We start from the raw sequence: 18,092 nt of genomic DNA on the forward strand, positions 1-18,092 counted from the left end.
CCGTGGTCCTGATGACTCTCGCGGTGTGTAGCACGCGGTGTCCTCCGTTATAGACTGGCGCGGGAGTCACCGTGCAATGAAGATTCTGGCAGGGGCATGGATCGGGCTGATCGCCGGAACCGCAGCGTTGGCGCAGGTGGAGGGTCCGGGCCGTGCAGGGGCTGCAAAGAGGATGCCGGGGAGTATAACCGTGGAGCAGGACACGGCCGAAGGTTCCATGCGAAGGCCGATGACCTTCGCCGATCTGCAAAGAATGAAACGGCTGAGCGACCCGCAGATCTCGCCTTCCGGTAAATGGGTGATGTTCTCTTCGGTGGCCGTGGATCTGACCGCGAATACGAAGCTCTCGCATCTGTGGGTTGTGCCGATGGGCGGCGGACGCGAACAGCAGGTGACCTTCTGGAAGGAAGGCGAGAGCAATGGAAGATTCTCCCCGGATGGGAAACATGTTTCCTTCGTCTCAGTAGATGGTGGAGCGTCTTCGCAGATATATGTAGCCGATTGGAATGATGCCGATGGAAGAATGGGAAACCCGAGGCAACTGACGCATGTGAGCACGGAGGCGGATGGCGCAGTATGGTCGCCGGATTCGAAGCGAATGCTGTTTGTGTCCCGGGTGTATCCCGAGTGCAGCGACGAGGAGACCTGGCTGGACGAGGAGAACTGCGATCGTCGAAGAGATGAGGCTGCGGCGAAGAGCAAGGTGAAGGCGATGACCTTCGACCACCTGCTGTACCGGCACTGGAACTCATACGTCGGACCCAGGCGAAGCCATGTGCTGGTCGTCAGTGCCACGGATGGGAATGCGGTGCGCGATCTTACTCCGAGGCGATGGATCGGGGATGCAGAGGCGCCGGTGTTCTCGCTCGGCGGACCGGTGGGATACGCATGGGCGCCCGACTCCCACGAGATCGCCTTTGTGACGAACCTCGATGCGGTTCGGGCGGCGAGCACGAACAACGACATCTTCACCCTGCGTCTCGATGAGGCGGGGGAACGGCCCGTGAAGATCTCGACCTCGCAGGGGAGCGACGACGCGCCAGCTTACTCGCAGGATGGAAGGTGGTTGGCGTTTCGTTCGCAGGCTCGCGCGGGATATGAGAGTGACCGGTTCCGGCTGGTGGTGTTTGATCGGCACGCAGGTTTGAGTGCCGCAGCGCAGCCGGACGGCGAAGTAGCTGCCGGGACGCGTACGGCGAAGTCTCAGCTCCGCCGGCCCACCGCGCAAGTGGAGGGGCCTCTCAAAGACCTGCTGCCCCGCTCCGACCATTGGATCAATGAGTTTGCGTGGGCTCCGGATTCGAAGACCATCTACTTCGTAAGCGAAGAGATGGGCGAGGCGAACGTGATGTCGGTGGGGGTAGACCTGCCGGAGGCGACTGCGATTGCGAACAGGGCAGAGTACGGTGAGTTGCAGGTGGCGAAGGATGGCCGGATGATCGTGACCTCGATGATGACGGTCCGGACTCCGGCGGCGATCTCGGTGATTCCGCTGGATGCGGAGGGGCGCGGCGGAGCCCCGGTGGTTCGGCTGACGCACGGGAACGACGCTGTGCTGAATCAGCTCGATCTTCCTCACATGGAGAGCTTCATGTTTCCGGGCGCGGAGAATACGACGGTGCAGGGTTTTTTGCTGCGGCCGCCGGGTTTCGACGAGGGAAATAAGTATCCGGTGAAGTTCCTCATCCACGGCGGTCCGCAGGAAGCGTGGGGAGATGCATGGAGCTATCGCTGGAATCCCGAGTTGATGGCGGCGAGCGGATACGTGGTGGTGATGATCAATCCGCGCGGGTCGACGGGGTACGGGCAGGCGTTCATCGATGGCGTGAATGGTGACTGGGGAGGCAAGGCGTATGTCGACCTGATGAAGGGCATGGACTACGTCGAGCAGCATTACAGCTTCGTCGATAAGACGCGGGAGTGCGCGCTGGGCGGAAGCTATGGCGGCTTTATGACGAACTGGATTCTTACGCACACGACACGCTTTGCCTGCATCGTGACGCACGATGGAATGTTCAATCCACAGAGCGCCTATGGCACAACCGAAGAACTGTGGTTCAACGAATGGGAGTTTCGCTCGCCTGGAGACATGGAGCCGGGACAGCCGTGGAGATACTCGGAAAAGCCCGTGGCGATGGACCCGTTCAGAAAGTGGTCGCCGCTGCTCTCGATAAAAAATGCGAAGACTCCGACGCTGGTGATTCATGGACAGCTTGACTACAGGCTGGACGTGAGCGAGGGCCTTCAGTTGTTCACCGCGTTGCAGCAGCTCCATGTACCGTCGCGGATGCTTTACTTCCCCGATGAAGGACACTGGGTGCTGAAGCCGCAGAACTCTCAGCGCTGGTATGAGGAAGTAGGAGAGTGGTGCGACCGGTGGACGCGGTCGAACACCTATTCGGGGTCGATGCAGTAATGGCGTTTGCAAGGCCTAAGAAAAGAGAGCCGCTCAGCGAGACGGCGCTGTTTGACTACGCGGTCGGTGCCTTGGCGCGGAAGATGCGCACTGTGCGCGATCTGAAGCGGTTGATGCGGATGCGAGCCGAAGAGGGCGAGGCAGGCGAGCGCGCGATGGATCACGTTGTGGCGCGGCTGAAGGATCTCAACTATCTGAGCGACACCCGCTTCGCCGCCGATTACACGCGGCTGCGCAAGGAGAACGAGAAGTTTGGACGAAGGCGTGTGCAGCAGGACCTAGCGCAGAAGGGCATTCACAAAGAGCTGATCGCTTCGACCCTGGCCAAGGCGTACGACGACGTGGATGAGGTTGCGCTGGCGCGTGAGTATGTTGCGCGGAAGCGGATGAAGCAGCCGGCGGGGGAAGAGGCAAAGAAGCAGGCCGCTCGTGTCATGGGCAGGCTGATGCGTGCGGGGTTTTCTGCCAGCGCGATCTTTAAACTTCTGCGCGAGTGGAACGTCGATGTGGACGAGGCGGAAGAGCTCTCGATTGAGGACGAAGCCTAGCGGAAGCCGCTGTTCGTCCCAGAAAAAGTGGAATTTTTAGAGAACGAGTGAGTGAGAGGTTCCTTTTCTCGATTTTCATGTATACAGTGTAGACATGACTGCGAAGAAATCGACGTCGGAGAAGATGGCCGTCGCAGCGCGCCGCCTGCTGGATCGAGAGGGAGTCGAGGCCGTCACCATGCGACGGGTCGCCGGCGAGGTTGGAGTTACGGCAATGTCGGTCTATCGCCACTATCCCAATCGGGCGGGACTGTTGAACGCTCTCGCCGATGAGGGATTCGCCGATCTTGCAGGAAGGCTGCATGGCGCGAAGCTCTCCGGAGGAACGGAGAAGAGGCTCGAGAAGCTGATGAATATCTTTCTCGACCACGCGCTCGAGAATCCTCGCTTGTTCGAGCTGATGTTTCTGGAGCCACGGGAAGGCGCGCGTCAGTTTCCGCAGGACTTCAGGGCGGGGCGATCTCCTACTGCCAACCCGACTGCGGAGGTGTTGAAAGAGGGTATGGCTGCGGGGGTCCTGCGTGAAGACGATGTGTGGGAGATCGTCTTCGAGATGGGAGCGCTGCTGCAGGGCTTGATCATGCTCTATCTGGGCGGACGTATGGCAATGTCGCAGGCCGAGTTTCGAGATTTCTGTCGCAGGTCCTTCGAGAGGTACATGCATGGAATACGCAAATAAATACAGGTTGGCAGGTATCGAGACGCTCGCGGTTGCCTGCACGGTGGTGCTGCTCTGGTTCGGGAATGGCCTGAATCCCGTGTGGCCGTTGATGTGGTTCGCGATGGCGCCCGTGTTGTGGTTCGCGCTGCGCGCCCCGTGGTGGAGTGCGGCCCTGGGAGCGGCACTCTCGATGATGGTGGCCGGCCTGAACATGTTTCATTACTTTCATGGCGTCCTGAGAGCTCCTATCTCAGTGTGGGTCGCGGTGTATTTGATGGCAGGCGCGTTCTTCGCGCTGGGAGTGCTGTTGTTTCGCGCACTTTTCCTCCGTGGTGCCGTGTGGAGCGGGCTGCTCGCATTGCCCGCAGTGTGGGTCTCCTTCGAGTACATCCGGAACCTGACGACGCCGCACGGAACAGCAGGAAGTCTCGCCTATTCGCAGCTGGGATTTCTGCCCTTCCTGCAGGTCGCATCGATTACAGGGCCATGGGGGATGAGCTTTCTTCTGGTGTTGTTCTCCTCTGCGTTTGCAATCGGAATCCACCTCTGGAAGAAACAGCGTTCTCTGGCCCTGCGCGTCATGGGCGCGACTGCGGGGGTGATTGTGGCGGTGCTGCTCTTCGGTGCGATTCGCCTTGCGCAGCCGCTGGGAAAGACAGTTCGGGTAGGGCTGATCGCATCGGATGCGCCGGGGTACCTGGGAGTGAGCGACGAAGGTGCGCCAACGGAACGATTGTTCCGCGATTACTCGATCGAGGTGGAGAAACTTGCCGGGCAGGGAGCCCAGGCGGTTGTGTTGCCGGAGAAGCTGGGTGTGATTATCGATCCGAGTACGAAAAAGTCGGATGAGATCTTTCAGCCAGTTGCGAATAAAACGGGTGCGACGGTTGTGGTGGGTGCGGTACATGTAGCTGCTCCGTTTACGTACAACGAGGCGCGTGTGTATGCGCCGCAGACGGAAGTGGCGAGCTACGACAAGCACCATATGCTTCCGCCATTTGAGTCGAACCTGAAGCCCGGAACGACACTCACGGTATTGCCCAGGTCGAAGGAGATATGGGGTGTGACGATCTGTAAAGATATGGACTTCACGCGACTGTCGCGACGATATGGATTGGCGGGTGTGGGCATGTTACTGGTGCCAGCCTGGGACTTCAGGATTGATCGCTCATGGCACGGGCATATTGCGGTAATGCGCGGCGTCGAGGATGGGTTCAGCGTTGCGCGCTCGGCTAAAACCGGCTACCTGACGGTGAGCGATAGTCGAGGGAGGATTATCGCGGAGGCACGAAGCGATTCGGCTCGCTTCGCTACGTTGCTGGCGGATGTCCCTGTGGAGCACCACAGTACGCTCTACCAGCTTCTGGGGGACTGGTTCGCGTGGCTCTCGCTTGCCCTGGTCGGCTTTGCGCTGGTGCGGCTGGTTCAGGTGAGCTAGATCGTCCGTAGAATGCGGCCCGGAAGAAAGAACAGAGCTGCGATAAGGTCGAATGTCCCTCCAACGACGATCCCCACCAGCCGGAAGGGCAGCAGCAGGAGCCAGATAAGCGGATAAAGCAGAACGGCGATGATGGCCACGGGCCAGCAGGTGACGAGGAGCACGCAGAAGAGGAGCAGTTTGAGCATCGGTGGTTCTCTCCTGTTTTTGATATACGCGAGCGCCCGCGGAAAGTTCCTCGCCGGTAGGATGATGATGGGATGGGAGATCTGGACCGCATTGTGGCGGTGGACTGGTCGGGCCGGCTCGATGCGGCAGGGCAGCGCCGGCACATCTGGGCAGGCATATGGACTGCGGGCAGGGTGACGCTTGAGGCTGGGCGCACCCGCGAGGAGCTGGTGGAGTGGCTCATCGCGATGTCGCGCGAGACGCCGCGTATGGTGGTTAGCCTGGACTGCTGCTTCAGCTTTCCGGCATGGTTCCTCGCGGAACATGGGTGCGCGACGGTCTTCGAGTTCTGGCGAAAAGTAGCCACGGGGCAGGGCGAGCTTTGGCTGGCACGCGAGTGCGAAGAGGTGAAGAGGGACGCGCGCTTCTGGGGCAAGCCGCACAAGCGGCCGGAGGAGTTTTGCGGCGAAAATCTGCATCGCTCGATGCGCATCACCGATATGGATAACAAGATCACGCCGAAGCTCCTGGAGGGTGATCCGGAACGCGCGGCCAAGGTGCGGGGGATCACGCCAAAGTCTCCGTTTCAGATTGGTGGGTCGGGGAGCGTGGGTACGGGAAGCCTGCGGGCCATGCCGTTTCTGATGCGGCTGCATGAAGCAGGTTTTCGGGTGTGGCCGTTCGAGTCGGCGAAACTCGCGATCGCGAAACCGCAGCCGTTGCTGGTGGAGATGTACACGCGCCTGCTGACCGGCGCGGTGAAGAAGAGCAATGCAGAGGCGCGGAAGAAGTATCTTGCTGAAAGAAGATACGAAGGGTTGGGGCGCGGCGTGATGGCCAAGGCCCTTGGCAGCGAAGACGCCTTTGATGCCCTGGTGTGCTGCATGGAGATGGTACGGTTTCGCGATGAGTTTGCGCAGCTGAAGGCGACGAAGGACGATGTGTTGGGACTCGAGGGGATTACGTGGCGGCCGGGTATCTGAGGGTAACCGGCTTTGCTTGAGATACTGTTGATCGCCGCTATGGCCATCTGAACTTACTACCTTGGAAAGGCGACGCGAGATGGAGACTGGATTAGCCGGGAAGACCGTATTGATCACGGGAGCCGCCAACGGCATCGGCCGTGCGACCGCTCTGGCCTTCGCAAAAGAAGGGGCGCATGTCGCGATGCTCGATCACGACGCGATGAAGCTTGCGGAGACCGCCGAGCTTGTTCGCGGCTTTGGCGTAAATGCATTCGCCGTCGAGGCAGACCTCGGCACCGCTTCGGGGGTTCAAGCGGGCCTGGATGCCATCCTCGCGCAGCTCCCGGAAGGGATCGATGTTCTCGTCAACAACGTAGGCAAGGGTGATCCGAAGCCTTTTCTGGAGATAACGGACGAGCAATGGGAGAGGACCTTCGAGCTCAACCTGATGTCGATGGTTCGTGTGACACGTCATCTTCTGCCGGTGCTGCGGCGGAAAGGCAAGGGCGCAATCGTCAACAACGCGTCGGACCTGGGGCGTCAGCCAGAAGCGGTTCCGTCCGATTATGCGGCGATGAAGGCCGCGATGTTGGCGCTGACCAAGAGTCTTGCCCGGGCTGAAGGGCCGCACCTTCGCGTCAACGCGGTGGCTCCGGGGCCTATATGGAGCACCTTCTGGTCTCGCCCGGGAGGCTTCGCCGACGGCCTGGCTTCGATCCACAACATGCCGCCGCGTCAGGCCGTGGATCACGAGATGAAGCTCCGCCAGCTTCCGCTTGAGCGACTGGGCGAGCCGGAGGAGGTGGCCAACGTGATCGTCTTTCTTGCGAGCGATCTTGCGTCTTACGTCACGTCTTCGGTCTGGGGAGTGGATGGCGGAAGCATCCGCAGCATCTAGACGCCGCCCGGCCAAAGCCCATCTTGAATCTGCCGCGCGCTGATAGACTTAAAAATCTATGAACTACAGGTCTGGAAGTCAGATTCGCGAAGATTTTCTGCGGTTTTTTGAAGGTAAAGGGCATCGGAGAGTGCATTCGGCGTCGCTTGTCCCAGCGAACGACCCCACGCTGCTGTTTACCAACGCAGGCATGAACCAGTTCAAGGACGTCTTCCTGGGCCTGGAGAAGCGCGACTACTCGCGCGCCGCGACGTCGCAGAAGTGCGTCCGCGCCGGTGGCAAGCACAACGATCTGGAGAACGTCGGCTTCACGCGGCGCCATCACACCTTCTTCGAGATGCTGGGCAACTTCAGCTTCGGCGACTACTTCAAGAAGGACGCCATCGCCTACGCGTGGGAGCTTCTGACCTCGAAGGAGTGGTTCGGAATCGATCCATTGCGGCTGTACTGCACGATCTTCGAGGGCGACGACGCCGTGCCGCGCGATTCGGAGGCGTATCAATATTGGCTCGATGTGGGCGTGCCTGCGGAGCGCATCTTCGAGTTGGGCGCGAAGGACAACTTCTGGGCGATGGGCGAGACCGGGCCGTGTGGGCCGTGTAGCGAGATCTATTACGATCTCGGAAAAGATGCGGGCGAAGATCCTTCTGTCGATAAGCCCTTCGGGGAGGACGAGCAGCGGTATGTAGAGATCTGGAATCTCGTCTTCATGCAGTTCGACCGTACGGTAACGCCGGGCGGACCGCTACTGACTCCGCTGCCGAAGCCCTCGATCGATACGGGCATGGGGCTTGAGCGTATTGCTTGCGTGCTGCAGGGAGTGTTGTCAAATTACGAAACAGACCTATTTACTCCGTTGATAGCAGCTGCGAAACACTATGTCATGCTGATGGGTGGTTTAGATGAAACCGTCGATATCGCGAATGGATCCTCACTTCCAGCGTCATATCGAGTTATTGCTGACCATGCACGGGCAACTACATTTTTAATTGCGGATGGCGTACTTCCTGCGAATGAGGGGCGAGGATATGTTTTACGAAAGATCATTCGAAGAGCTATCCGCCACGGTCGACTGCGGGGCGCGAATAAACAATTCTTCTTTTTCATGGTTAAACCAGTTGTGGAGTTGATGGGGACAGCTTATCCAGAACTCGTCAATCTTCAAGAAAAAATCCAAAATGTTGTGATTCATGAAGAAGATCGCTTTATTAGAACAGTCGAAGTGGGATCTAGAAAGCTAGAAGACCTTATTGCTCAGACTATTGTTGATGCGGCTGTTTCGAATGATGTCGTAGTTACAAGTGAAGAGGAAATTCCCGAGATTGTTCAACGCAGTCTTCAGTTAGGCGTACTCCGGACAAAGAATATTGTTCCTGTTCTATCTGGTCGGCAGTGCTTTCAGTTGTACGAGACCTTTGGCATGCCGCTGGACTTCATGACGGATGCGGCGCGCGATGCGGGGATTGCGTTCGACATGGAGGGCTTCGAACGCGCCAAGGAAGAAGAGCAGGCTCGCGCACGTGCTTCGTGGAAGGGCGGCTCGCAGAAGTCGGCGGCTCCCGTCTATCGCGAGCTGACGAAGACGGAGTTCGAGGGCTACTCGGCGCTGAAGGTCGAGGGCGCGAAGATCCTGGCGCTGGTAAAGGATGGCGTCGGTGTTCCGGAGTTGAAGGCAGGCGAGCAGGGCGAGGTCGTGCTCGATGCCACCAGTTTCTATGCGGACTCGGGCGGACAGGTGGGCGACATCGGCTGGCTCTACTCGGACGACCACAACACGGTTGTTGCCGATGTGCTGGGCGCGACCAAGCCGGTCCAGGGAGTCTTTGCACATAAGGTGAAGGTGCGCGAGGCGCTTGCGGTTGGAGACACTGTGGACACAGTGGTCGATGGTGAAAATCGGCGCGCCACCGAGCGCAACCACACGGGAACGCATCTGCTGCACGCGGCGCTGCGCGAGGTTCTGGGCAAGCATGTGAAGCAGGCGGGGTCGCTGGTGAACCAGTCGAGGCTGCGGTTCGATTTCTCACACTTCACCGGCGTGGCCGAAGAAGAGCTGCAGCAGATCGAGGACCTGGTGAATCGTGAGGTTCTGGTGAACACGAAGGTCGAGACCATGGTGGATGTTCCGATCGACGTTGCCGTCAATGAGCTGGGAGCGATGGCGCTGTTCGGCGAGAAGTACGGCGAGCGCGTGCGCGTGGTGAAGATAGGAGATTTTTCCACCGAGCTGTGCGGGGGAACCCATACCGGTGCGACCGGGGAGATCGGTTTGTTAAAGCTTGTCGGCGAAGGTTCAGTCTCGAGCGGCGTGCGGCGCGTGGAGGCGGTGAGCGGAACCGGCGCGCTGAACGAGTTCCGTCGCGGGTTCGACGTGGTTCGTGTGGTTGGGCAGATGGTTGGGGCGAGCGATGCGGCTCCCGCGGATGCCTTGCGCCAGCGGATCGCTGCCCAGGAAGAAGAGATGAAGAAGCTGCGCCGCGAGCTGGAGCAGGTGCGGATGAAATCCGCTTCGGCGGCCGTCTCGGATGCAGCTTCGGCGGCGATCGAGGTGAAGGGCGTGAAGGTGCTGGCGCAGCGTGTGGATGCGTTGGATAAGAGCCAGATGCGGAATCTCGTCGACGAGCTTCGTGGCAAGCTCGGATCGGGCGTGGTGGTGCTGGGCGCGGCGAACGAGGGCAAGGTCTCTCTGATCGTCGGAGTCACCAAGGACCTTACCGGCAAAGTGCAGGCCGGCAAGATCGTCGGTCAGATTGCCGCGCTGGTCGGCGGTAAAGGCGGCGGCAGGCCGGATCTTGCCGAAGCCGGCGGAAGCGACGCGGGCGCGCTCGACGGTGCGTTAGGGAAGGCCTCAGAGGTGGTTGGCGGACTGCTTTAATTCAGAACTTCAGTCCGCCGCCGACCTGTAGCGTCTCGCCGGTGATCCATCCGGAGTCCGCAGATGCCATGAAGGCTACCGCACCGGCAATATCGTCAGGTTTACCGACACGTCCAAGCGGCGTGCGGGAGATGGCGTAGTTCATCGTGGCTTCGTCCATCTCTTCCATTGCGTCGAGACCCTCGGTCACCGTAACCCCCGGCGAAACTCCCACAACGCGGATCTTCTTTGCGCCTAGCTCCATTGCGAGCACGCGGGTGATAACGTCGACGGCGGCTTTGGTTCCGCTGTAGACGGAGCTGGCCGGCGCAGGTGTAAGCGCGACACCGGAGCTGATATTGATGACGACTCCGCCTTCTGGTCCGAAGAGGGGAACGGCCGCCTTGGTGGCGAGCAGGAGAGCCTTCACGTTTAGATTGAAGTGCTTGTCGATGTGCTCTTCGTCGACGGCTTCGAGCGGTAGGAACTTGTAGATCCCGGCATTGTTGACGAGGATGTCGAGGCGTCCAAAGGCTTTGCTGGTTTCGGAGAAGAGCTTTGCGATCTCCGAGGATTTGGAGAGGTCAGCCTGGACGGCGATCGCCTTGCCTCCGCCCGAGGTGATGCGCTGAACGAGCGCTTCTGCGGGTGCTGCAGCGCGTGAGTAGTTGACCACCACGGAGGCTCCATCGGCGGCGAGGCGTTCGGCGATGGCCGCACCGATGCCCTTGGATGATCCGGTGACGATTGCGACTTTACCCTTTAGATCCTTCATGAAATGCACTCCCTTGAACGGCGGACTATACGGTGACGTAGCTTGGATTAGTCAGGTTAGACGGGCGATGTGAAAATCCGGTAATTGGATCCAACTTCTTTTTGGTGTCCCATTGTGGGGGTATCGCTGGGAGTACCTGTGCGCGTTTCACTGTAAGGGCAGGCAGGTGAGCCTCTTAAACTGAAGCTGCAATGTTGGCATGCAACAAATTGCGGAGTATCGGGGTCTGGTGTGCCGTTTGCGCGGCGGGGCTGAGCTGCGTCGGATTTGCTGGGGCGACTCCGTCGAAGACAAAGAACCCCTCAGGTACCAGGCATGCCGCGCCTCTGTCCCCGTGGGAGAAGGCCACGCAGGGCCGGGATACGCTTGAGGCGATTCCTGCGGACAGGCGCACACGCGAAGACTACGCCCGGGCTCTCGACAGATTCCGCGACATCTATCACGAGAATCCTCGCAGCCAGTATGCGGCCGCAGCGATCAACGCCGCAGCGGAACTACTTGCCGAGCAGGGACGCGACCTCCAGGATGAGAAGAGTCTGAAAGATGCGGTGGGACAGTACGAGTTTCTTCGTAAGCAGTATCCGGGCAGTTCGTTGCGCGTGAGTGCACTGCTGGCGGAAGCACAGCTCTACGAGAACGCATTGCACGATCCGGCTTCAGCGCGCGAGAAGTATTCGCTGTTTGTGAAGCAGTATCCCGGCAGCCCGCACGTCGAAGAGGCAAAGGCTGGACTGGCTTCGCTGGATCAGAGCGCGCGAACGCAGGCAGCATCAGCCGTGAAGAACGAAGCGAAGAGCAGCAAGCCGCGAACCGCGAAGATCGATCGAGTGCCAGGCACGGCGATCACGCCTCCGTCTGACTCGGAGACAAGCTCGTTAGCTCCGATGCCGACGACTGGTGCCGCTGCATCCGATGCGATGCAAAGGTCCACGAGCCGTGGCGTTTCGCCGTCCACTGGCACGACGCGGAGTTCCCTGACGCCGGGCGAGCCGGCAGATCCCCAGGCATCCATCTTGCATGTTGCCGCAACCGCTGGGCAGAAGCGGGGAGAACTCGCGCAGGTAACCGGTATCCGGCACTGGTCGACTCCGAACTATACGCGCGTCGCCATTGATCTCGGCGATGATGTGACCTACGAAGCAGCTCGGGTCCCGAATCCCGATCGCATCTACTTCGACCTGCACGGAACTCGTCTGGCGCAGTCGCTGGTGGGAAAGAGCTTCACCGTGACCGACGATGGATTCCTGAAGCAGGTTCGCGCCGCACAGTTTTCCAACGATGTGACGCGTGTGGTGCTGGATGTGAATGACGTCACGGAGTATTCGGCATTTCTCCTGCCGAATCCCTATCGCCTTATTATCGATATCCACGGCAGCAGCCTTCCTTCGCAGGTTGCGGGAAACCGGGCAACGGCACCTCTGGAGGAACCTTCGCAACAAGGCTCGTTGAATGTTCCCGCACCGAGAACGGAGCCGGAGATGAAGACGTCGTCGCGTCACCCGGTTCCGAACACGGTTGCCACCAGCAGTGCCGCCACAACGACGGACGTAGCTGCGGTAAGCAGTCAGCCGGGCAAAGAAGAAGCGACCCGGGTTCCGACCTCGAATCCAATCTCAGCAGTGGTGCCGGGCGGAAAGACTCCCAGCAGTTCGGGGACCACGGCAACCCGCAATCGACGGAGCAAAGTTGCCGCGCCCGATCCCGCTGCGCCAGCACGTGCGGCGGCCCCGACAGCCGACGGACAGACCTCGCTGGTGCGCGCTCTGGGTCTGAAGATAGGGAGAATCGTGATCGATGCGGGGCACGGCGGTCACGACTCGGGAACCATCGGTGTCGATGGCCTCGAGGAGAAGGACGTTGTGCTCGATGTGGCGCTTCGGCTGGGCAAGCTCCTACACGAGCGCCTCGGCTCGGAGATTATCTACACGCGCTCGGACGATACATTCATTCCGCTGGAGACACGCACGGCGATTGCAAATAAGGCGCAGGCCGACTTGTTTCTCTCCATACACGCGAACTCTTCGAGCGACTCGAGCGCGAGGGGCGTCGAGACGTACTATCTGAACTTCACTTCGCAGCCGGATGCTCTCCAGGTCGCGGCTCGTGAGAACGCGGTGAGCGATCAGTCCATCTACCAGTTGAGCGACCTGGTGAAGAAGATCGCGCTCAAGGAGAAGATCGACGAGTCGCGCGAATTCGCATCAGACGTGGAGGCAAATCTGTACGCCGGACTTCAGCGCGGGAACGAAGGGCTGAAGAATCGCGGTGTAAAGAAGGCTCCGTTTGTGGTGTTGATTGGAGCGAACATGCCCTCCGTGCTGGCGGAGATTTCGTTTGTAACCAATCCTAAAGACGCGGGACAGCTTCGTCAGCCGGCGTATCGGCAGCGGGTTGCGGAGAGCCTCTACAAAGGAGTCGCGAAGTACGAGGATGGATTGAGCGCTTCCAAAAGCCAGGTGGAACAGGCCAGCAGCCGGGGCGGGAGTACTCCTCAGTAGCTTCGGTGAAATCCCATCTGTCCAACTGCCGGACCGTGAGATCTCCGGCCCCTTAGACCATCGAGCCGGGTATGTCACCCGCCGATCATGCGGTTCGCAGACGTGATCTGCTCCGTGTCGCCGACTGGAAGAGATACACGGCGAGAATGGTAATGATCGGTTCGAGCGGATGGCGAAAGCGTGCCTGCACGAACACCGTGTAGTAAGGCAGCGGCAGAAGGACGAAGATCCAGGCAAAGAGTCCTGAGGCGGGAACGCGGCGAGAGAGCGCAAGGCCCAGGCCGAGAAGTCCCGCGAGGCTGATGAAGCTGTAGCTGATCACACGCGGAAGCTCCAGGGCCCACGGCGCATCGGAGGGCACGCTGACCCAGAAGAAATAGATGCGCTTGATCGTGTTGGCAAGGAAGTGTCCGGGATGTGCGCGCATGTAGGCCCTCGCCAGGTCGCCACGCATCTTCGCATAGCGCACCTCACCCATCTGCCTGTACAGCTCAAATTGATTCGTGGCCATGTTTGGGTGGTCGTACACCATCACCCAGCCATTCGAACCGGGACCGTTGCCGAGATAAGTCTCCACGCCAAGGTTCCCGCGAATCGGTACGAAGGCATGAAAGACGCGGTAGTTGCGAATCTCCCACGGCGTCAGGCAGGCAAGGAAGACGACCCCGGCAAGAATCGCGTTGCGGAGAGAGTGAGGGCGGTTCCAAGTGCCTATCAGGATCCACAGGCCGCATACCGGAAGAAAGAGAAGCAGCGTGGAGGTAGAGAGAGCGATGACGCCCCACATCAGTCCGAACAGGAGCCAATGCCGGGTCTGGCTGGAATTGGGCGGCCCTGTGCTATCAGCCGCGTTGGCATTGACGTTCCGCATACGCAGCGCCAGGACCAGCACAAAGGTGAAGAGAAACGTGGTCAGGGTCATCTCCCATATCCAGCGAACCGCATACTGCATCGCCGCGGGGTAGAGCGCCCAAAGCCAGCCCGACCAGACTGCATTTGCACGTGAGTAGCAGCGGTACGCGATCTCCCAGACAAACATGGCTGTAAACGCCGACAGGATGCAGTTGATGAACAGCAGGACCCATGCCGACGCGCTCGTATAGATACCGAAGAACTTGAACACTCCGGCGATAAGCAGCGGGTAGGCAGGCGGAACCCACGCCGTGGGTCCAGTCGGCCCCATAAACGTAATCTGAAACGGATTGGCGTAACCATGCCCGGAGACAAGAGCGCGCGCGATACGCCCTGCCTCCCATCCGAACTGAAAGTGATCGGCAAAAGGACGGATACGGTAGGTGTGCGCGAGCGTCATGTACAAGACGCGTATCGCGAAGGCGACCCAGAAGAGGCGCCACGGTGCCCGGGGATCGCCTTCTGCGCGTGAGTCCTCCGCTTTCATCCACGTCCAGAGGCGTTGAAGCATCGTGATTCGATTTTAGCTTCCCGCATGGCTTTACCCTCCGGCATTTGCTTTTCGATAGCGGCCCGGCGATGATCGCTGAAAGACTTTTCATGAACGAGGGACCTTTCAGGGATGAGTTCGGCCGTACGGATCAAAGTAAAAAAACTGGTGGAAGAGGCGCGGCTTCCGTGCTATGCGCATGTAGGCGAGTACGGTGATCTGGCGGCGGACCTCTACGCCTCCGAAGGTCTCCTCCTCGAGGTCGGCTCTACCGTGGCGGTTCCCACAGGCATCGCAATGGAGTTCCCCTCCACCCACGGCGCGCTCGTCGAAGACCGCTCCGGGCTCGCGCTCAAGGGCGTAACCACTCTGGCCGGCGTGATCGACCCCGGATATCGCGGCGAAATTCGTGTGGTCGTAACGAACCTCGGGGCAGCGGCGGTCGAGATCAAGCCTGGCGACCGGATCGCCCAGCTCCGAATCGTCCAGCGGATCGAGGCCGGCTTCGAAGAGGTGGCAGAGCTGGGTGAGGCTACGCGCGGAGCCGGGGGCTTCGGCAGCACCGGCGTCTAGAAGTCGTTGGCAGCATACTGCTTATCCCTGTTGCACTGCCCATTTCTCTGCTGCACGCCATGGTCACTTCGCGCCACTCGCGTCAAATGCGCTGAATCCGCAGATGGCCGCCATGTCACGTACAATTAACCTTGCAGCCATGGCCAAATTGCAAGAGGAACATCCCACAGTCGTACCCTCCCCAGCGACCATTACTCCGGAGCTGTTGAAGCAGCACAGCATTACCCCGGATGAGTACAAGCGAATCGAAGAGGCACTTGGCCGTACCCCCAGCCTGACGGAGCTGGGGATTTTTTCGGTCATGTGGTCGGAGCACTGCTCCTACAAGTCCTCGCGTGTCCACTTGAAGCGCCTCCCCACCAAGGGCGAGCGCAAGTCCGGCCCCGGAAGCGTCGTGCAGGGACCGGGAGAAAACGCCGGCATCATCGACGTGGGCGACGGCTGGGCCTGCGCCTTCAAGATCGAGAGCCACAACCATCCCAGCTACATCGAGCCCTATCAGGGCGCGGCCACGGGCGTCGGCGGAATCCTGCGCGACATCTTCACCATGAACGCCCGCCCGCTGGCCGTCATGGACTCTCTCCGCTTCGGCCCGCTCGACGAAACCGAGCCGGATGAGGCTCTGCGGCGCAAAAATCATCAGGTCGCGACAGGCGTCGTGCACGGCGTAGCTGGATACGGCAACTGCTTCGGCGTCCCCAACCTCGGCGGCGAGACCCGCTTTGAGCCCTGCTACTCCGGCAACCCCCTGCTGAACGCCTTTGCGCTCGGCCTCGTGAAGAAGGACGAGATCTTCTACGCCAAGGCTGTCGGCGTCGGCAATCCAGTGATCTACGTAGGCGCGAAGACCGGACGCGACGGCATCCACGGAGCCACGATGGCCTCCGAAGAGTTCACCGAGGGCTCCGAGCAGAAGCGCCCCAATGTACAGATGGGCGACCCCTTCATGGAGAAGCTCCTCCTCGAGGCCTGCCTCGAAGCCATGGCTACGGGCGCCGTCCTCGGGATTCAGGACATGGGAGCGGCGGGCCTCACCTGCTCCACCTGCGAGATGGGCGCACGCGGCGGCCTAGGCCTCACCGTCGAGCTCGACCGCGTTCCCCAGCGCGAGACCGGCATGACCAGCTACGAGATCATGCTCTCCGAATCGCAGGAGCGCATGCTTCTGGTCGCCGATAAGAACCGCGCCGTCGAGGTGCTCGACGTCTTCTCTAAGTGGGGCCTCGATGCCTCCATCGTGGGCGAGGTCACCGCCGAGCCGCGCATGCGCATCACCCAGCGCGGCGTTCTGGTGGCGGACATCCCCAACCAGTCCCTCACCGACGACGCACCCGTCTATCACCGTCCCGTAGGCACGTGGAATGCTCCGGTTCCGCTCGATCCCCCTGCGCACGTCCTCGCAGAGTTGCAGAAGCCACGCGACTACACCGCCGACCTCAAAAAACTGCTGGCCAGCGCCAACATCTGCGACAAGCGCTGGGTCTACGAGCAGTACGACTCGATGGTCCAGACCAACACGGTGCAGGGCCCCGGCGGCGAGGCAGGCGTCATGCGCATCAAGGGCACCGGCGGTTCCATCGCTGGCAATCAAAGTGTCATCCTGAGCGGAGCCGCAGGCGAAGTCGAAGGATCTGCGGTCAGGAATGCTTCACCGACCACAGATCTCGATCCGCTCGCCTTCCAGCACAGCGTAACCGGCAAGATTGCAACCGCTATCGCCGAATCCACCCCTCAGGGCGCAGCGACCATCGCGACCGGTAACCAGGACGCCGCGAATCCAGTGGTAGCGCCCGATGCCTCGCACGCATTCACCGGAACGAATCCTCCCCGCAAAGGGGAGCGTGGTCTCGCGATGGCGCTCGCAGGCAACGGCCGCTGGACATACCTCGACCCCAAACTCGGCGCGATGCACGCCGTAGCGGAGGCCGCGCGCAAGGTAGCCTGTACCGGCGCGACTCCTGTATCGGCCACGAACTGCCTGAACTTCGGCAACCCCGAGAAGCCGGAGATCATGGCGCAGTTGTCCGCCGCCATCGACGGAATCGCCGAAGCCTGCACCGCTCTCGGAACCCCGATCACCGGTGGCAACGTCTCGCTCTACAACGAGACCAAGGGTGTGGGAATCTATCCAACCCCGGTACTCGGCATCGTCGGCATTATTGACGACGTCACAAAGGCAGTGCCGAGCAGTTTTCAGGAAGCAGGCCTCAAGGTGCTCCTTCTTCAATCAACGACGGAGACGCAAGGCTCCGAAGTCCGCGAGCTCGGTAGCTCGGATTATGCGAAGGCGATTCACTCCGAGCTTTGGGGAACTCCTCCGTGGATCGACATCCAGAGCGAAGCTGCCTTGCACAGGGCACTTAGAAAACTCGCCGACCGCCGTCTCATTCGCTCGGCCAAAGATGTATCCGACGGGGGCCTCGCGGTGGCGCTTGCCGAAAGCTGTTTCCGCAGGAATGTCGGTGTGCATGTGAACCTCGGATCTCTAGGCGCAGAAGGTTCGATTACTGCTTTATTCATGGAGAATGCCGGGGAAGTGATCGTGACCTGTGCGCCCGAAGACTACGGCCAGGTGTGCATGCTTCTCGATGAAGAAGGATCGTACTGGCCGCTCGATCTGGGCGAAACCATGGAAGGCAGGGTCGAGATCTTCGCGGGCGACAACGAGTTGATCGACTCGGAGATATCGGACTTGAAGTCGGTGTGGGCTGGGGCTCTGGAGGAGCAGTTGGCCGGTGAGGTGGTGACGGCATGAGCGATCTCCTGTTGCAAGACGAACTCGTAACGAACGAACTTGGAGTGTCAGCTTCCAACGCTGCATTGCAGAGAAACAGTGGCCCATCGTTTGACGAAGACGACGACGCGACTCCCCGCGAAGCCGACGAGCATTTCGACA

The 18,092-nt window shown here is 60.3% G+C and carries 13 protein-coding genes; 10 read left to right on the forward strand and 3 right to left on the reverse strand.

All coding sequences use genetic code 11. From position 1 onward, the window contains the following. The first annotated feature begins 76 nt into the window (after positions 1–76). The 4 genes from BDD14_RS16790 to BDD14_RS16805 all read left to right on the forward strand — a co-directional run bounded on the left by BDD14_RS16790 (position 77) and on the right by BDD14_RS16805 (position 5,063). Entirely contained in the window at positions 77–2,416 is a 2,340-nt protein-coding gene (locus BDD14_RS16790; protein ID WP_242618014.1) for a S9 family peptidase, read from the forward strand. Next, the gene (locus tag BDD14_RS16795) at positions 2,416–2,964 is read left to right on the forward strand and encodes a regulatory protein RecX (RefSeq protein ID WP_130419809.1); all 549 of its coding nucleotides are present in this window, start codon (positions 2,416–2,418) and stop codon (positions 2,962–2,964) included. Before BDD14_RS16790 ends, BDD14_RS16795 begins: the two co-directional genes overlap by 1 nt. 94 nt (positions 2,965–3,058) lie before the next feature. Then, on the forward strand, positions 3,059–3,643 hold the full coding sequence (locus tag BDD14_RS16800) for a TetR/AcrR family transcriptional regulator (RefSeq protein WP_130419810.1): 585 nt from the start codon (positions 3,059–3,061) through the stop codon (positions 3,641–3,643). Next, a complete protein-coding gene (locus BDD14_RS16805; RefSeq protein WP_130419811.1) occupies positions 3,627–5,063 on the forward strand; it encodes an apolipoprotein N-acyltransferase in 1,437 nt (478 codons plus the stop codon). Before BDD14_RS16800 ends, BDD14_RS16805 begins: the two co-directional genes overlap by 17 nt. Here the strand turns inward: BDD14_RS16805 and BDD14_RS16810 are convergent. Then, entirely contained in the window at positions 5,060–5,251 is a 192-nt protein-coding gene (locus BDD14_RS16810; RefSeq protein ID WP_130419812.1) for a hypothetical protein, read from the reverse strand. The two genes, BDD14_RS16805 and BDD14_RS16810, sit on opposite strands and share 4 nt — an antisense overlap. Positions 5,252–5,323: 72 nt before the next feature. On the opposite strand from BDD14_RS16810, the gene BDD14_RS16815 reads away from it, so the two are divergent. From BDD14_RS16815 to alaS, 3 genes are all read left to right on the forward strand, one after another. Continuing rightward, positions 5,324–6,214, forward strand: a complete 891-nt coding sequence (locus BDD14_RS16815) for a hypothetical protein (RefSeq protein WP_130419813.1) — start codon at positions 5,324–5,326, stop codon at positions 6,212–6,214. A gap of 79 nt (positions 6,215–6,293) precedes the next feature. Beyond that, positions 6,294–7,094 carry an SDR family NAD(P)-dependent oxidoreductase gene (locus BDD14_RS16820; RefSeq protein WP_130419814.1) on the forward strand — a complete coding sequence of 267 codons (801 nt, stop codon included), beginning with the start codon at positions 6,294–6,296 and terminating at the stop codon, positions 7,092–7,094. A 58-nt stretch (positions 7,095–7,152) separates the two neighbouring features. Then, positions 7,153–9,969 carry an alanine--tRNA ligase gene (gene alaS / locus BDD14_RS16825; RefSeq protein WP_130419815.1) on the forward strand — a complete coding sequence of 939 codons (2,817 nt, stop codon included), beginning with the start codon at positions 7,153–7,155 and terminating at the stop codon, positions 9,967–9,969. Between the two features lies 1 nt (position 9,970). On the opposite strand, the gene BDD14_RS16830 is transcribed toward alaS, so the two are convergent. After that, on the reverse strand, positions 9,971–10,723 hold the full coding sequence (locus BDD14_RS16830; protein WP_130419816.1) for an SDR family NAD(P)-dependent oxidoreductase: 753 nt from the start codon (positions 10,721–10,723) through the stop codon (positions 9,971–9,973). A 191-nt stretch (positions 10,724–10,914) separates the two neighbouring features. Here BDD14_RS16830 and BDD14_RS16835 point away from each other — a divergent pair, with 191 nt between their 5' ends. Continuing rightward, positions 10,915–13,221 carry an N-acetylmuramoyl-L-alanine amidase gene (locus BDD14_RS16835; RefSeq protein WP_130419817.1) on the forward strand — a complete coding sequence of 769 codons (2,307 nt, stop codon included), beginning with the start codon at positions 10,915–10,917 and terminating at the stop codon, positions 13,219–13,221. Between the two features lie 85 nt (positions 13,222–13,306). On the opposite strand, the gene BDD14_RS16840 is transcribed toward BDD14_RS16835, so the two are convergent. Beyond that, a complete protein-coding gene (locus tag BDD14_RS16840; RefSeq protein WP_130419818.1) occupies positions 13,307–14,644 on the reverse strand; it encodes an ArnT family glycosyltransferase in 1,338 nt (445 codons plus the stop codon). Positions 14,645–14,755: 111 nt separating this feature from the next. Between BDD14_RS16840 and dut the strand changes: the two genes are divergently transcribed. Both dut and purL read left to right on the forward strand, forming a co-directional pair. Continuing rightward, positions 14,756–15,196, forward strand: a complete 441-nt coding sequence (gene dut, locus BDD14_RS16845; protein ID WP_130419819.1) for a dUTP diphosphatase — start codon at positions 14,756–14,758, stop codon at positions 15,194–15,196. A 112-nt stretch (positions 15,197–15,308) separates the two neighbouring features. Continuing rightward, positions 15,309–17,951 carry a phosphoribosylformylglycinamidine synthase subunit PurL gene (purL, locus tag BDD14_RS16850; protein ID WP_423201757.1) on the forward strand — a complete coding sequence of 881 codons (2,643 nt, stop codon included), beginning with the start codon at positions 15,309–15,311 and terminating at the stop codon, positions 17,949–17,951. Positions 17,952–18,092 lie beyond the last annotated feature (141 nt).

The sequence above is a fragment of the Edaphobacter modestus genome (assembly GCF_004217555.1).
Lineage (GTDB): Bacteria > Acidobacteriota > Terriglobia > Terriglobales > Acidobacteriaceae > Edaphobacter > Edaphobacter modestus.

Bases quoted from the DNA above. Each gene is read 5' to 3' on its own strand.
- BDD14_RS16830 (WP_130419816.1), bottom strand. From the start codon at position 10,723: ATGAAGGATCTAAAGGGTAAAGTCGCAATCGTCACCGGATCATCCAAG.
- alaS (WP_130419815.1), top strand. From the start codon at position 7,153: ATGAACTACAGGTCTGGAAGTCAGATTCGCGAAGATTTTCTGCGGTTT.
- BDD14_RS16820 (WP_130419814.1), top strand. From the start codon at position 6,294: ATGGAGACTGGATTAGCCGGGAAGACCGTATTGATCACGGGAGCCGCC.
- BDD14_RS16810 (WP_130419812.1), bottom strand. From the start codon at position 5,251: ATGCTCAAACTGCTCCTCTTCTGCGTGCTCCTCGTCACCTGCTGGCCC.
- BDD14_RS16840 (WP_130419818.1), bottom strand. From the start codon at position 14,644: ATGCTTCAACGCCTCTGGACGTGGATGAAAGCGGAGGACTCACGCGCA.
- BDD14_RS16805 (WP_130419811.1), top strand. From the start codon at position 3,627: ATGGAATACGCAAATAAATACAGGTTGGCAGGTATCGAGACGCTCGCG.
- dut (WP_130419819.1), top strand. From the start codon at position 14,756: ATGAGTTCGGCCGTACGGATCAAAGTAAAAAAACTGGTGGAAGAGGCG.
- BDD14_RS16795 (WP_130419809.1), top strand. From the start codon at position 2,416: ATGGCGTTTGCAAGGCCTAAGAAAAGAGAGCCGCTCAGCGAGACGGCG.
- BDD14_RS16835 (WP_130419817.1), top strand. From the start codon at position 10,915: ATGTTGGCATGCAACAAATTGCGGAGTATCGGGGTCTGGTGTGCCGTT.
- BDD14_RS16790 (WP_242618014.1), top strand. From the start codon at position 77: ATGAAGATTCTGGCAGGGGCATGGATCGGGCTGATCGCCGGAACCGCA.
- BDD14_RS16800 (WP_130419810.1), top strand. From the start codon at position 3,059: ATGACTGCGAAGAAATCGACGTCGGAGAAGATGGCCGTCGCAGCGCGC.
- BDD14_RS16815 (WP_130419813.1), top strand. From the start codon at position 5,324: ATGGGAGATCTGGACCGCATTGTGGCGGTGGACTGGTCGGGCCGGCTC.
- purL (WP_423201757.1), top strand. From the start codon at position 15,309: ATGTCACGTACAATTAACCTTGCAGCCATGGCCAAATTGCAAGAGGAA.